We start from the raw sequence: 14,313 nt of genomic DNA, 5'->3' as shown, positions 1-14,313 counted from the left end.
GCTTTGTGAATGACGTCACTGACTTTAGCTCCCATGAGTGGCTGGCTCTGCCGACATTGCCAGCCACACAGCCGGTTTAGCTGTTCCCTCCGGCAGAGGCCAGTATCTTTGCGCTCTTGCCCGCCATTTCATCTATTTAGCTGAATGCCCTTCCACCGTTTCCGCGCCGCTCTGCTGGCCCTGCTGCTCCTTGCTGATTCTTCTTTCCTGGTCGGCGCAGCCCGGGCCCAGGCGCCCAAAACCTATACCTCCTCCGAAATCCTGCTGGGCCTGAAAAAGCTCAACGTGCTGGGCTCGGTGCTCTACCTGGCCGCCCACCCCGACGACGAAAACACCCGCCTGATTGCCTACCTCGCCAACGGCCGCCTGCTCGAAACCGGCTACCTGAGCTGCACCCGCGGCGATGGCGGCCAGAACCTCATCGGCCCCGAATTGCGCGAGCAGCTCGGCGTTATCCGCACCCAGGAGCTGCTGGCGGCCCGTCGCATCGACGGCGGCCGGCAGTTCTTCACCCGCGCCAACGACTTCGGCTTCAGCAAAACCGCCGAGGAAACCTTCACCATCTGGGACAAGGAGCAGGTGCTGGCCGACATGGTCTGGGTGATCCGGCAGCGCCGGCCCGACGTGCTCATCACCCGCTTCCCACCCGACGCCCGCGCCGGCCACGGCCACCACACCGCCTCCGCCATCCTGGCCGCCGAAGCCTTTGACGCCGCCGGCGACCCGAAACGGTTTCCCGAGCAGCTGCAGTACGTGCAGCCCTGGAGCCCGAAGCGCCTGGTCTGGAACACCGGCTCCTTCTTCGTGAAGGCCGGCGAAAACATGAGCGGCTACCTTACGCTCGACGCCGGTGGCTACAACCCGCTGCTGGGGCAGTCGTACGGTGAAATAGCCGCCCGCAGCCGCTCCCAGCACAAAAGCCAGGGTTTCGGCTCGGCCGCTACCCGGGGTGAGGCGCTGGAGTATTTCCAGTTTGTGAAAGGGGATAAGGCCACCAAAGACCTGTTCGAAGGCGTGGACCAGACCTGGAACCGGGTGCCCGGTGGCGCGGCCGTGGGCAAGCTGATCGAGGAGGTGATTCGGAAGTATGACGCGAGCAACCCGAGCGCGAGCGTGGCGGGGTTAGTGGCTGTCAAGAATGAATTCGGTAGTCTGCCTAGTAACCTGAATTATACCTATCACAAACTCTTTTGGCTGCGTCAAAAAGAGCAGGAAATAGATGCCCTTATACAAGCTTGCTTGGGCTTGTATGTCGAGGCCGTAGCTGTGGAGCCTACTGCTACTACCGGACAGCAAATAGAAATTAACTGGCAAGTCATGAACTCCTCTGATGCCCAGGTTACGCTCCGGGGTATTTGGCCGGCGGACTACGCTACCACTGATACGATAACTAACCGGATGCTGGCGCAGGGAAAGGTGCTGACAGGGAAAATGCGCATTACTCCTGTGGACGGAATGAAAAACTCCCAGCCGTACTGGCTTATTAGCCAAGGTTCAGTAGGAATGTACTCGATTCCGAAGGAGTATACGCTCTTTCAAGGAGGATTGAAGCACAGTAAGCTTATCGGTAGTGCATTGGGAGTTGACGGACGGCGCACAGGCTACAAGGATTATTATGCTCAGGCTGACCTGAAGAAAAGCCGAATGATGTTTGACGAGCAGAAATTGGTTGGCCATCCTGAAAATCCTCCGGTGGCCGACATTCATTTTCATTTCCTGATCGGGAGAGAGTTTTTGCAGGTTACGGTTCCCGTCCAATATAAAAGCACCGACCCGGTAGAAGGGGAGAAGTACCGCCCGCTCACGGTGGTGCCGCCCGTGGCCGTGAATATCGGCGGTCATGCCTACGTCTTCGCCGACAACCAGCCCAAGACCGTCCCCGTCACGCTGCGGGCCGGCAAGGCCGGGGTGAAGGGCTCCGTAGTCCTGGTTCTGCCCGCGGGCTGGCTGGCCGAGCCCGCCGCCATTCCGTTTGACATGGCCGCCAAGGACGCTGAGCAGACCGTGCAGTTCCGCGTGCGCCCCGGCCCCAACGCGGCGGCTGGTAAAGCCGATTTGCGCGCCACCGCCACCGTCGACGGCCAGGCGTACTCCCGCGGCTACCAGGTAATCCAGTACAACCACATTCCGACCCAGACGCTGTTTCCCGAGGCCGTAGCCCCGCTGGTGAAGCTGGATTTGAAGCGCAAGGGCCAGCAGATCGGCTACCTGATGGGCGCCGGCGACGACGTGCCCGACGCCCTGCGCCAGCTCGGCTACGCCGTCACGCTGCTCAAGCCCGAGGATATCAGCGCCGACAACCTGCGCCGCTTCGACGCCGTGGTGCTCGGCATCCGGGCCTACAACACCCTCGACCGGCTCAAAACCCTGCAGCCCGACCTGCTCCAGTACGTCGAAAACGGCGGCAACCTGATTGTGCAGTACACCGTGAGCCGCGGCACCGTGCTGCCCGAAATCGGGCCGTACCCGCTCAAGCTGAGCACCGACCGGGTGACGGTGGAAAACGCGCCCGTGACCTTTCTCAAGCCCGGGCACCCGCTGCTGAACACGCCCAACAAAATCACGGCCCAGGATTTTGAGGGCTGGCAGCAGGAGCAGGGCCTCTACTACCCCAGCACCTGGGACCCCAGGTATCAGACCATTATCAGCAGCCAGGACCCCGGCGAGAAGCCCAAGGAAAGCGCCATCCTGGTGGCCGACTACGGCAAGGGCCACTACATCTACACCGGCCTGAGCTTCTTCCGCGAGCTGCCCGCCGGTGTGCCCGGCGCCTACCGCCTGCTGACCAACATGGTGTCGTTGGGCAAGTAGGAGTAGCGCAGAAAATCGAAAATCAGACCGTCATTCCGAGCGAAGTCGAAGCATCTCGCGTGCTGACGGCGGAGTACTAAGCTGACGACCCCACGCGGGATGCTTCGGCTTGGCTCAACATGACGTTCTATTGCTAGTATCTGTCCCGTCGTAGTAGCTGCCATTCATTACCCGCTTCCTGACCGCAGGCCGCGGCCTTTTCCCACCGGTTAGCCGCCTCCCCCAGCGGATAGCGCCTTTCCCCCGATTGAAACTATCTTGCTGCTCCCATCCGCTTTCTGCTAGCTCTGCCCGTGCCCACTCCTCCCGAAACTGAAAAGCCCCCGCTGCTGCCGTCCTGGCGGGCCTGGTACGCGCTGGTGCTGGCCGCCCTGGCCGCCGAGCTGGTTTTCTTCACCCTGCTGACGCGCTACTTCGCGTGAGCGGGCTCGACTGGCTCGTGCTGGCCGGCACGCTCATCTTTATCGTCGGCTACGGCACCTGGCGCACCCGCGGCAGCCGCGACCTGGACTCCTACCTGCTCGGCAACCGCCAGGGGCGCTGGTGGGGCATCGGGCTGAGCATCATTGCCACCCAGGCCTCGGCCATCACCTTTCTGAGCACCCCCGGCCAGGCCTACGACGACGGCATGCGCTTCATTCAGTTCTACTTCGGCCTGCCCCTGGCCATGGTGCTGATTGCCGCCGTAGCTGTGCCCATCTACCACCGCCTGCGCGTCTTTACCGCCTACGAGTACCTCGAAACCCGTTTCGACCGGCGCACCCGCACCCTGGCCTCGGTGCTGTTCCTCGTGCAGCGGGGGCTGAGCAACGGACTTTCGCTTTACGCCCCGGCGCTGGTGCTGTCGGCCATTCTGGGCTGGAACATCAACCTCACCGTCTGGCTGATCGGCGGGCTGATGATCAGCTACACCGTGGCCGGCGGCACCCGCGCCGTGGCCGTCACCCAGCAGTGGCAGGTGGCCGTTATCTTCGTCGGGATGGTCACGGCCGGCTACCTGCTGGTGCACTACCTGCCCGCCAACATCGGCTTCCGCGAAGCCGTGCAGGTGGCCGGCTACCACGGCAAGATGAACCTGGTCGACTTCCACTTCGACCCCCAGGACCGCTACAACGTGTGGACCGGCCTGACCGGCGGCCTGTTTCTGGCCCTCTCGTACTTCGGCACCGACCAAAGCCAGGTGCAGCGCTACCTGGGTGGCCAGAGCGTCACCGAAAGCCGGCTGGGCTTGCTCATGAACGGCCTGATCAAGGTGCCCATGCAGTTCGGTATCCTGCTCATCGGGGTGCTGCTGTTCGTGTTCTACCAGTTCAACCAGCCCCCGCTCACCTTCAACCGCCCCGCCTACCAGCGGGTGGCCCGCAGCGCCGAATTCGGACCCCGCCTGCGCGCCCTGGAGCAGCAGCAGGCGACTTTGTTTGAGGCCCAGCGCGCCGCCAACCAGCAGCTCGTGGCCGCCCTGCGCGAGCCCGCCGGCGCCGCCGCCACCGCCGGGGTAGCGGCGGCCCAAACCCGCCTGCAAGCCACCCAGGCCGCCACCCGCGGCCTGCACACCGACGCCCAGACCCTGCTCCGCCAGGCTTCCCCCGCCACCGAAGCCAAGGACACCGACTACGTCTTTCTCTCCTTCGTGCTGCGCTACATGCCCTCGGGCCTGGTCGGGCTGCTCATTGCCGTGGTGCTGAGTGCGGCCATGGGCTCGGCGGCGGCCGGCCTCAACGCCCTGGCCAGCACCACCATCATCGACCTGTATCAGCCCCGGCGCCCCCACCAGTCCGGCCTGCACTACGTGCGCGCCTCCCGGCTGGCGGCCATTGGCTGGGGGCTGCTGGGCATCGGCTTCGCCACCTTCGCCGCCCGCCTCGAAAACCTGATTCAGGCCGTCAACATCCTGGGCTCCCTGTTCTACGGCACTATCCTGGGCATCTTCGTGGTGGCCTTTTTCCTGAAGAGCATCGGCAGTAAGGCCGTGTTCCGCGCCGCCATCATCACCCAGGCCATCATCTTCGCCCTGTTCGCCTTCACCGATATTGCCTACCTCTGGTACAATATCCTGGGCTGCTTCCTGGTCATGGGCATTGCCCGCCTCCTGTCGGGGTCCGGCCCGGAGCAGGCCGTCCTGAGCAGCGAGGAAAGTCGGTAGCTAAAAGCTGCCGGCCTCGCCCGGCCCGGCGGGCAGTGCGGTAAACGGAGGTGCAGCAAAAAGCCCCGGCGTCGTGCTGACGCCGGGGCTTTTTGCTGCAGGCAGCTATGCACGTTTCAGCAGACTACTTGGTCAGCTTCTTGGCGTCCATCATCAGGTCCTCGTTCATCTTCACGTAGTCGGCATTTTTGCCTTCCAGGGCCAGCTTGCGCGACTGCTCGGCCGAGGCCGTAGCGCCTTTGTAGTCCTTCATCTTCATGCGGATTTTGGCTTCCGTGTGCACGTTCCAAAACTTGGCGTCCTTCTCGTTGGCCTTCTGAATCCAGGTCAGAGCCTGCTTCAGGTCCTTGTCGTTGTCGAGGTAGTACACGGCGGCGGCGGCGTACTCGTTGGGCGTAGCGGCGGTGCCCTTGATTACTTTCTCGTCGATCTGGGCCATTACTTTCGCATCAACCTCGGTGCCGATTTTGAACTTGGCCCCCGTCAGCTCCCACATCATATCCACGTTGGCGGTGGCCGGGGTCAGATCGGAGAAGCCGATGGTGAACGTCTCGGCCTTGTTGCCCAGCTTGTAGGTTTTAGCCGAGAAGCGGACCACGTCCTGGTCGTCTTTGAAGCCGTCTACGTCGGCGCCCTGCTTGGTGCTTTTATTCAGCACCACCAGCCACTCGGTCTTGTTGGGGATGGTGTAGAGGCCGTATTCGCCGGCCGGCACTTTCTTGCCCTCCAGGGTTACGTCGTCGGAGAACTTGATGGTGGTCGTGGCGTTGGCGCCCGTGCGCCACCGCTTGCCGTACTGCACCAGCGTTTTGTCGCCAAACACCGGCCGGCCCTTCATGCTGGGGCGGTAGTAGGTAATGGTCACGTCGGTGAGGCCGACGCGCTGGGTGACGGTGCTTTTGGGGCTGGGCTGGGGCGTGTTGATCTGCGCCTGGGCGCCGGAAGCCAGCAGCAGGCCGCTCAGGGCCAGCGTAGCGCCCAGGGCGCGGGAAGACGTCAGCAGAATGTTCGTTGTCATGGGAAAGGGAATGGATGAGGTTGGTCGGGGTAAAAATAGCAAACCCCGCGTTGGGGCGCGGGATTTGGCCGGAATTAATAGCGACGACGAAAATCAGCACGTCCTGTTGAGCGGGCCGCAGCATCGTTTCCGCTTCGCGCTAGATTACCAATCAGGCATCAGCCGTTGAGATACTGCGGGACTGCCCGGCAGGACGTTCTGCTAGCTCAGCTCAAACTGCAGCTTGAGCAGCTTGGCGTAAATACCGTTTTCACTGTTGCTCAGCTCGTCGTGGGTGCCCTGCTCCACGATGCGGCCGCCGTCGATAACCAGGATCTTGTCGACTTTGCGGATGGTGCTCAGGCGGTGGGCGATGATGATACTGGTGCGGTTCTGCATCAGCTCGTCCATGGCGCCCTGCACCAGCTTCTCGCTCTCCGAGTCGAGGGCGGAGGTGGCTTCGTCGAGGATGAGGATGGCGGGGTTTTTCAGGATGGCCCGGGCAATGGCCACGCGCTGCCGCTGCCCGCCCGAAAGCTTGATGCCCCGCTCGCCGACCAGCGTATCGAGCCCCTCGGGGAAGGTGGAGATAAACTGCCAGGCGTTGGCCTTGCGGGCGGCCGTTATGATTTCCTCGTCGGTGGCGTCGGTCTTGCCATAGGCAATGTTCTCGCGGATGGAGCCGCCGAAGAGCAGGGTTTCCTGGGGCACGATGCCGATGTGGCTGCGCAGCTCGGTGAGGTCGAACTGTTGCACGTCGCGGCCGTCGATGAGGATTTTGCCGCTGGTCAGCTCGTAGAACTGCATCAGCAGCTGCACGATGGTGCTTTTGCCCGCGCCCGAGGGGCCCACCAGCGCAATCTTCTCGCCGGCCTGAATGTCGAAGCTGATATCCTGGAGCACCGGCAGATCGGGGCGGGTGGGGTAGCTGAAGGCCACGTGGCGGTAGTCGATGTCGCCGCGCACGGTGAGCGGGGCCAGGCCGGCCAGGCGGGGCTGATGGGTGGGCTCGGAGGGCTCATCCAGGATTTCGAGGATGCGCTCCGAGGCGCCCAGCGTGCTCTGCACCCGACCATACAGCTCGCCCAGGCCGCCCACCGACGCGCCGATAAAGATGGTGTAGAGGGCAAAGGAAGTCAGGTCGCCGATGGTCATCTGCCCGGCCGAAACCAGCGTGGCGGCCCGCCACAGCACCAGGATAATGCCGCCGAACAGGCCGATGATGACGAACGACACGAAGCCGCCGCGGTACAGGTTGCTGCGCAGGGCCGCCTGGACGGTTTTGGTAAGCGAGGCCGTGTAGCGCCGGGTTTCGAACAGCTCGTTGGTGAACGCCTTTACCGTGTGGATGCCCTGCAGGGTTTCCTCCACGATGACGTTGGTTTTGGCCAACTCATCCTGGGTAGCCTTGGCCAGCACCCGGATCTTGCGCCCAAACACCAAGGCCAGCACCACGATGGGCGGAAACGTGAGCAGCATAAACAACGACAGCTTCACCGACACCATCATGATGAACACGATGCCCACCACCAGCGTCACCACCTGCCGGAACACTTCGGCCAGGGTAAGGGAAAAAGAGTCCTGAATCATGCCCACATCGGAAGTGATGCGGGAGGTGATGGCGCCGACGCGGTTTTTCTCGAAGTAAGGAATCGGCAGGCTGACGAACTTGGCGTAGAGGGCCTGGCGGATGTCGCGCACGGTAAACTCGCTGACCTGGGTGAAAAACCAGATGCGGCCGAACGAGAACAAACCCTGAAACAGGATAACTACTACCAGGCTGAGGGCAATCTGGTTGATGGTGAAGGGTATGCCGTTCGGCAGCACGAAGGGCTTGCCGTTGGCGGCGTCGGTGAGCTTGCCGATTATCCAGGGGAAGGCCATGACCGTGGCGCTGGACAGCGCCAGCAGCACCATGCCCACAATGAACTTGGCCCGATACGGCAGCACGTAGCGGAAAATCCGCAGGCCCTGGCGGAAGCTTTCCTTGGTCAGCTTTTTCTTGGGCACGTCCGGATCAAGGGTCGCGCCGCTGGTATTCATTCCACTTCTGGCCATTCTTTTTTTGAGGAGTTGGAAGCTAGAAGTCAGGAGTTAGTAGTCCGGCGCAGGCTAGGGCTTTACCCTTAATTGCTGCTAACTCCTAGCTCCTGAATCCTGGCTTCTCCATTATTCAAACTTCACTTTCGTCTTCGATTTCTCAACCTGCAGGTTGGTGCTGTTGCCGAAGGGCACGGGCAGCTGCACCTGAATGGCGACGGGCTGGCCCTTGCGGGTGGCGGGCTTCCAGGCCGGCATCAGGCCCAGCACGCGCAGGGCTTCCGCGTCGCACTCGGGACTGAGGCTCTGGGTGACCTGCGGGCCGCTCACCCGGCCGTCGGCTTCGATGGTGAACCGGGTCAGCACGTTGCCCGTCACTTTATTGATGCGCGCAACCTCCGGATACTTTATGTGCAGCTGAAAAAACGCGCCCAGGGCCGCGGCCCCGCCAACAAACTGCGGCGGCACGTCGGGGCGGTTGGGGGCGGGGCGGGCCTGGGCCTGCATGCGGCCGGGCCGGAGCACGACGGGCGCCCTGGCCGGGGCCGGCTGCTGGGCCTGCGCGCCGAGGGTCAGGCCCAGGGCCGATAAGAGGAGGAACAGATGTTTCACGGGCAAAGGGAAAACGGCGGCACTTACGAACGCGCAAAGGTACGCACTGGAAACCCGCGCCTGCCGCCTTTGTCTTAACAGCCTGGGCTAGGCAGGGTTCAATTCGAAGTTGCGGGCCCGCGAAACAGCCAGCAGTCCGATAAAGGTGAGCACGCCGTTGAGAATCAGAATCTCGAAGCCGAACTCGTAGCCCCACCACGCCTTGGAGTTGACGTTGATGAAGTAGGTCAGCAGCGGGGCGGCCACGCACACGTAGGGCACGAGCCGGTCGTGCACGCCGCGCTTGAGAAACAGCCCGAACGAGTAGAGCCCCAGCAGCGGCCCGTAGGTGTAGCCGGCGGCCTTGAAGACGGCCGTAATCACGCTCTGGTCGTTGATGGCCTTGAAGATCAGGATAATGACAATCAGCACCAGCGAGAAGCCGAAGTGGGTGAGCTTGCGCAGCGTGGCCTGGCGCTTTTCGGGAAACCGGCCGATGAGCAGGAAGTCGACGCAGAAAGAGGTGGTCAGGGCCGTCAGGGCCGAGTCGGCGGAGGCGTAGGTGACGGCGATGATGCCCAGGATGAACACCACGCCGGCAAAGAGCGTGAAGTGCCCAGTGGCCAGCAGCGGAAACACGTTGTCGCCGATAACCTTGCCGGTGGGGCCCACGGGCAGGGCAATGCCCTTGGCGGCGGCAAACTTATAGAGCAGCACGCCCAGGGTGAGGAAGAAGATGTTGACGAACACCAGCACGATGGTAAACCAGAACATGTTCTTCTGCGCGTCGCCCAGGTTGCGGCAGCTCAGGTTCTTCTGCATCAGGTCCTGGTCGAGCCCGGTCATGACGATGGTGATGAAGGCGCCGGAGGCGAACTGCTTCCAGAAGAACTTGTCATCCTTGAGGTCGGAGAAGTAGATGCGCGACATCTCCGAGTTCTTCACCGTGGCCACCATTTCGCGGAAGCCCAGGTTGAGCTCGGAGGAAATCAGGTAGATGCTCACGCCCACGCACACGAGCATGGCCATGGTCTGAAAAGCGTCGGTCCAGAGAATGGTTTTGAGGCCGCCGCGGAAGGTGTAGAGGTAGATGAGCAGGATGCTGACCGTGACGGTGAGGGAAAACGGCACGCCCATGGCATCGAACACGGCCAGCTGCAGCACGCCCGCCACCAGAAACAGGCGGAAGGAAGCCCCGATGGCCCTCGACAGCAGAAAGAAGAACGCCCCGGTCTTGTAGCTCCAGAACCCGAACCGCTGCTCGAGGTAGGTGTAGATGCTCACCAGCCGCAGCCGGTAGTACATGGGCATCAGCACGGTGCCGATAACGAGGTAGCCCACCACGTAGCCCGCCACCACGGCCATGTAGCTCCAGCTCTGGGAGGCCACCATGCCCGGCACCGAGATGAACGTGACGCCCGACAGGGAGGTGCCGATCATGGCAAAGGCCACCATGTACCAGGGCGCGTTGCGGTTGGCCACGAAGAAGCTCTCACTCGTGGCCTTGCGCGAGGTGAGCAGGGCAATGATGATCAGGATGACGAAGTAGCCGGCAATCAGGCTCAGAATCAGGGTCGGGGACATGCTGGGTTCTTGGGTTTTGGTTTTTGGTTCTTGGCCAGCAACCGAGCAGAATATGCTTTATGGTCCAAAGCTACCACTTAGCCGACAACCAGTTGCCACGAGGAGTCCGTCGTCGGTTTGCCAAAAACCAAAAACGAATGACCGAAAACCAATCTACTCCCACTCCGGCCAGGGCAGTACCTGCCCCACGGCCGGGGCGTGCAGCTCGCCGCGCAACATGCCGCCGACGGCAATGTCGTGCAGGGTGCGCAGGGGCTCGGAGGCGGGCTCGTCGCTCAGGTCGAAGGTGCCGTAGTGCATGGGCACCACGTGGCCGGCGCGCAGCACGTTGGCCGCCTTGGCCGCCTCGTGGGGGTTGGTATGGCTGTGCTGCATCATAAAGGTCGGCTTGTAGGCCCCGATGCCCAGCAGGGCAACGTCGATGGGTCCGAACTGCTTCTCAATAGCCTCGAAGTGGGTATCGTAGGCCGAGTCGGCGCCGAAGTAGATGAGCTTGTCCTGGGCCCGGATCAGAAAGCTGCCCCAGAGCACCCGGTTCATATCGGCGAGGCCGCGGCGGTGCCAGTGGGAGGCGGGCAGGTAGTAGATGTCCAGGGCAGCGTCGGGGCCCAGGTCGTACTGCTGCCACCAGCCGGCTTCCTGCACGGCCAGGGTCGGGGCCATGCCGCGCAGCACCGGCGCCATGCCCAGGGCGGTGAGTACGCGCAGCTGCGGGTTCTGCCGGGCCAGCAGCTTCACGCTCTGCTCGTCGAGATGGTCGCGGTGGCCGTGGCTGAGCAGCAGAAAGTCGATGCCGGCGAGATCCTCGGGCCGGCAGGGCAGGGGGTGGCGGCGCTTCAGAAACGCGGAGTCGAACAGCACCGGGTCGAAGAGCAGCGTGACGCCGCCCGTGCGCAGCCCGAACGAGGCGTGGCCCAGCCAGACCAGGCCATCCTGGGTACCGCGCAGAAAGGCGGTGCAGTCCACGACGGCCGGCACCCAGGTATCGGCCTTCTTCTCGGCTTTCTGGGGGTTCTCAGTCAGCAGCTTCCAGCGGAGTACATTGCTAAAGTCGGGGTTGTAGAGCGCCTCGCCGTTGGCAAACTGGCGGCCGAAGAGCTTGTTGCCCGGGTAGCCGGCTTTCACGGTGGGCAGCTGCTCGTTGCGGTGGTAGGTAAAGGAGGCGGCCATGCAGTCGGGAGTCGGGAGAAAGGAAAGGCAAAGAAACCGCAAAGCCCCGGAAAACTCCCGGGGCCTGGTGCTGGAGCTGACGAAACAGAACGCTTAATATCCGAACGGACCGGTAGAGAAGGGGGAGTAGCCCGGGGCCGCGCCGTTGGAAACCCGCACCCCGCCCGACAGCGTCATGTGCTCCGACACCTTGAAGTCGGCCCGCATATTCACGCCCGAGCCCTGGCTGCCGAAGCCCGCGTAGGGGCTCACGGCCGGGCCGAAAGCCGCCGGGGTCAGGTCTTTCCAGGCCGAGCCCACCAGCGTCACCCGCTCCGACATGGCATAAGCGCCCCCGGCCTGCACTATGTAGCGGTTCAGGCCGGGGGTGCCCGGGGGGCGGCCGGCTTCGGGCGTCACCAGGCCCAGACCCGGACCCGGGGCAATGCGCAGGTAGGTGACCCCGGCAAACACCGAAAACCGCCGGGTGAGCTGGTAGGAGGCCAGGGGCGTAAGGTAGGAAGCCGACCCGAGCCGGCCCGCCGTGACGAAGCCGACACTCAGGTTATAGGACGCGCGCGGGGCGGTTGAAACACCCAGCGTCGGCGGGGCTACGGGGGCCGCCGCCGTCGGGCTCTGGGCCGTGGCGGCCCCGGCCAGCAGGGCGGGCAGCAAAGTCAGCGCAAGGGTAATTCGGAGCATAGCCTAAGGAAAAAAGGAGCCGGGGAGTTGCCTGGCCAAGGTACGCAAAGCGCCGGCAAAGTCCGGGCCTGGCGGGCGGGCGGTTATAGGTATATTAGCCAGCGTACTCCTAACCCCCATTCCTATGGCTAAGGTTCGTAACAACCTCTTATTGCGGGGCCTGAGCGGCATGCTGGGCAAGCAGCTCGTCTTTCGTCAGGTAGGTGACGACACCATCCTAAGCATGGCCCCGGCCAAATCAACCAAGCCGCGCAGCCCCCGGCAGCTGGCGCAGGAGGAGCAGTTTGGCGAGGCCACCCGCTACGCCCAAAGCCGGGCCGCCGACCCGCTGATGGTGGCGCGCTTCGCGGCCCTGCCGCGCAAGCCCCACACCAGCGTGCACACCATGCTCATTGCCGACTTCCGGTGCCCGCCCACCGTAGCCGCCCTCGACCTGAGCCACTACACCGGCCGGCCCGGGGAGCCCCTCTACATCACCGCCCTCGACAACTACGGCGTGCAAAGCGTACACGTCCGCCTGACGGCCCCCGACGGCCGGGTGGTGGAAGAAGGCCCCGCCCAGCCCGGCAGCGCCCCGAGCCTATGGTGCTACCTCACCACGGCCACCGTCGCCACCCGTACCGGCCTGCGCGTCAGCGCCACGGCCACTGACTACCCCGGCCACACCGGCAGCCGGGAAGCGCTTCTCTGATTTGTACAACCCGGCCCCTTGCCACCTGGCAGGCCTCTCACCCGAACGCAACCCGAACACAACCCGAACGCAACCCGAACGGAGACCGAAAGCAACAGCCAGGGGCAGTATGGGAAATATCCACTTTCCTCGTGCGCAGATCGGCGGCCCGCTTACCGGGGCAGGGGCGCGGGCGGCAGCTCGGCCGGCTGCAGGCCGCGCCGGGCCTGCCAGGCCACGGCGGCCAGACACAGGGCAAACCAGCCGAAGGGCAGCCGCAGATCCAGCACCGAGAGGCCCCCGAATACCAGGGTGGTGGCGAAGCTGGCCAGGCCCTGCAGCGCCTGGTTGAGGCCGAAGATTTCGCCCCGGTCCTCGTCGGTGGTGCGCTGGGCCAGCAGTCCTTCCAGCAGGCCCTGAATCAGGGACAGGGTGAGGCAGTCGACCACCGTGAGCACGGCCAGCGCCACCCAGGAAGCGCCCACCAGCCCGTAGCCGGCCAGCACCGGCGTGCCGGCCAGGGCCAGCCAGAAAATAGCTTTCGACTGGTTGATCCGGTCGGCCAGGTAGGTGTAGAACACGTAGTTGATGCCGATGCTCAGGGAGCCGAAGAACATGAAGTAGTACGACAGCTGGCGGGCGTCGAGGTGCAGCGGCCCCAGGCTGGCGAAGGCCACGAAGTAGAAATAGTAGCCCGTGCTCATAGTAAGGGCCACCTGCATCAGCACGATGGCGCGCAGGCCGCGGCGGGGCGTGTCCTTGGTGGCCAGGCGGGTCCAGAGCGTGAATACGTTCAGGGCCCGGCCCAGCTCGGCCCGCAGCTCGGCCCCGCGCACGCCGCCCCGCTGGGCGTGGGTTTCGCGCAGCAGCAGGCTCAGCACTACGTTCAGGGCGGCCAGCCCCACGGCCATGGCCACAATGTAGCGGGCCTGCCGGCCCGGGGGCACGGCCAGCACCGTGAGCAGCACGCCCACGGCCATGGGGCCCAGCACGAAGCCCAGCGAGATGATGGCGCCCTCAATGCCCAGGTTCTTGAACAGCTGCTCCCGGGGCGATATGTCGGTAATGGCCGAGCGGACGGTGGCGTACATGCCGTTGGTGAGGCCATCGGAGAGGCGGTTGGCAAACAAAAAGCCGGCGCGCACGGGCAGCAGCAGCAGGTTGGCCAGCAAGGTGCCCACGGCCGCCAGAATCAGGATGGGTCGCCGCCCGTAGCCGTCGGACAGCCGCCCCAGCACCGGGGCCGAAAACAGCTGCACGCCCAGAAACAGCCCCGTGCCCACCGACAGCCAGAGCTGGGGCTGGGGCAGCCCGCGCACAAACTCGGGCATGCTGGGCCCAATGGCCGAGCCCACCACCACGTCGAGCAGGATAATGGCGTAAATCAGCAGCAGGCGGCGGTCGGGGGGCATAAGAGCGGGCAAGATAAGCCGCGTACGGCGGCCCGCCGTACGCGGCCGGGGGCCGGACCGGGAATTAGTACGGGTGCCGAGTTGGGGATTTTCTGCCAAGCCAGTACTTTAGGGCGTGTTCTCAATTTAGCCAGAGGGTGATGGCGCGTAGTTGGATAAACGCGGCGTAGGAATCGGCGAGCTTATCGTAGCGCGTGGCCACGCGTCGGAACTG

11 protein-coding genes are annotated in these 14,313 nt (G+C 63.9%); 4 read left to right on the top strand and 7 right to left on the bottom strand.

The genetic code is table 11. The features are described 5' to 3' along the window. The first annotated feature begins 144 nt into the window (after positions 1–144). The 3 genes from ABD842_RS14960 to ABD842_RS14950 all read left to right on the top strand — a co-directional run bounded on the left by ABD842_RS14960 (position 145) and on the right by ABD842_RS14950 (position 4,954). Positions 145–2,811 carry a PIG-L family deacetylase gene (locus ABD842_RS14960; protein WP_345115572.1) on the top strand — a complete coding sequence of 889 codons (2,667 nt, stop codon included), beginning with the start codon at positions 145–147 and terminating at the stop codon, positions 2,809–2,811. Between the two features lie 293 nt (positions 2,812–3,104). Then, positions 3,105–3,233, top strand: coding sequence for a hypothetical protein (locus ABD842_RS14955; protein ID WP_345115569.1), 129 nt, complete (start codon positions 3,105–3,107; stop codon positions 3,231–3,233). After that, positions 3,230–4,954, top strand: coding sequence for a sodium:solute symporter family protein (locus ABD842_RS14950; RefSeq protein WP_345115565.1), 1,725 nt, complete (start codon positions 3,230–3,232; stop codon positions 4,952–4,954). The genes ABD842_RS14955 and ABD842_RS14950 overlap by 4 nt, the downstream gene beginning before the upstream one ends. A gap of 124 nt (positions 4,955–5,078) precedes the next feature. Here ABD842_RS14950 and ABD842_RS14945 read toward each other — a convergent pair whose 3' ends face one another. The 6 genes from ABD842_RS14945 to ABD842_RS14920 form a co-directional block, all read right to left on the bottom strand. Next, positions 5,079–5,972: a DUF2911 domain-containing protein gene (locus ABD842_RS14945; protein WP_345115562.1), complete on the bottom strand. Its 894-nt coding sequence runs from the start codon at positions 5,970–5,972 to the stop codon at positions 5,079–5,081. A 201-nt stretch (positions 5,973–6,173) separates the two neighbouring features. Beyond that, on the bottom strand, positions 6,174–8,009 hold the full coding sequence (locus ABD842_RS14940; RefSeq protein WP_345115559.1) for an ABC transporter ATP-binding protein: 1,836 nt from the start codon (positions 8,007–8,009) through the stop codon (positions 6,174–6,176). Between the two features lie 111 nt (positions 8,010–8,120). Then, positions 8,121–8,603 carry an energy transducer TonB gene (locus ABD842_RS14935; RefSeq protein ID WP_345115557.1) on the bottom strand — a complete coding sequence of 161 codons (483 nt, stop codon included), beginning with the start codon at positions 8,601–8,603 and terminating at the stop codon, positions 8,121–8,123. 87 nt (positions 8,604–8,690) lie between these two features. Beyond that, complete coding sequence (locus ABD842_RS14930) at positions 8,691–10,166, bottom strand: sodium:solute symporter (protein ID WP_345115555.1); 1,476 nt, start codon at positions 10,164–10,166, stop codon at positions 8,691–8,693. A gap of 153 nt (positions 10,167–10,319) precedes the next feature. Further along, positions 10,320–11,336: an MBL fold metallo-hydrolase gene (locus ABD842_RS14925; protein WP_345115553.1), complete on the bottom strand. Its 1,017-nt coding sequence runs from the start codon at positions 11,334–11,336 to the stop codon at positions 10,320–10,322. Positions 11,337–11,429: 93 nt separating this feature from the next. Then, on the bottom strand, positions 11,430–12,017 hold the full coding sequence (locus tag ABD842_RS14920) for a hypothetical protein (RefSeq protein ID WP_345115550.1): 588 nt from the start codon (positions 12,015–12,017) through the stop codon (positions 11,430–11,432). A 124-nt stretch (positions 12,018–12,141) separates the two neighbouring features. On the opposite strand from ABD842_RS14920, the gene ABD842_RS14915 reads away from it, so the two are divergent. After that, a complete protein-coding gene (locus tag ABD842_RS14915; RefSeq protein WP_345115548.1) occupies positions 12,142–12,708 on the top strand; it encodes a hypothetical protein in 567 nt (188 codons plus the stop codon). Between the two features lie 152 nt (positions 12,709–12,860). Here the strand turns inward: ABD842_RS14915 and ABD842_RS14910 are convergent, their stop codons facing one another. Beyond that, positions 12,861–14,099 carry an MFS transporter gene (locus tag ABD842_RS14910; protein WP_345115545.1) on the bottom strand — a complete coding sequence of 413 codons (1,239 nt, stop codon included), beginning with the start codon at positions 14,097–14,099 and terminating at the stop codon, positions 12,861–12,863. Between the last annotated feature and the right edge of the window lie 214 nt (positions 14,100–14,313).

It is taken from the genome of Hymenobacter algoricola (genome assembly GCF_039539525.1).
Classification (GTDB): domain Bacteria; phylum Bacteroidota; class Bacteroidia; order Cytophagales; family Hymenobacteraceae; genus Hymenobacter; species Hymenobacter algoricola.
This window is presented reverse-complemented; position numbering and strand designations above follow the sequence as displayed.

What these genes read in the sequence shown, in the direction of transcription:
- ABD842_RS14930 (WP_345115555.1), bottom strand. Translation starts at nt 10,166, where the DNA reads ATGTCCCCGACCCTGATTCTGAGCCTGATTGCCGGCTACTTCGTCATC.
- ABD842_RS14920 (WP_345115550.1), bottom strand. Translation starts at nt 12,017, where the DNA reads ATGCTCCGAATTACCCTTGCGCTGACTTTGCTGCCCGCCCTGCTGGCC.
- ABD842_RS14915 (WP_345115548.1), top strand. Translation starts at nt 12,142, where the DNA reads ATGGCTAAGGTTCGTAACAACCTCTTATTGCGGGGCCTGAGCGGCATG.
- ABD842_RS14925 (WP_345115553.1), bottom strand. Translation starts at nt 11,336, where the DNA reads ATGGCCGCCTCCTTTACCTACCACCGCAACGAGCAGCTGCCCACCGTG.
- ABD842_RS14910 (WP_345115545.1), bottom strand. Translation starts at nt 14,099, where the DNA reads ATGCCCCCCGACCGCCGCCTGCTGCTGATTTACGCCATTATCCTGCTC.
- ABD842_RS14945 (WP_345115562.1), bottom strand. Translation starts at nt 5,972, where the DNA reads ATGACAACGAACATTCTGCTGACGTCTTCCCGCGCCCTGGGCGCTACG.
- ABD842_RS14960 (WP_345115572.1), top strand. Translation starts at nt 145, where the DNA reads ATGCCCTTCCACCGTTTCCGCGCCGCTCTGCTGGCCCTGCTGCTCCTT.
- ABD842_RS14940 (WP_345115559.1), bottom strand. Translation starts at nt 8,009, where the DNA reads ATGGCCAGAAGTGGAATGAATACCAGCGGCGCGACCCTTGATCCGGAC.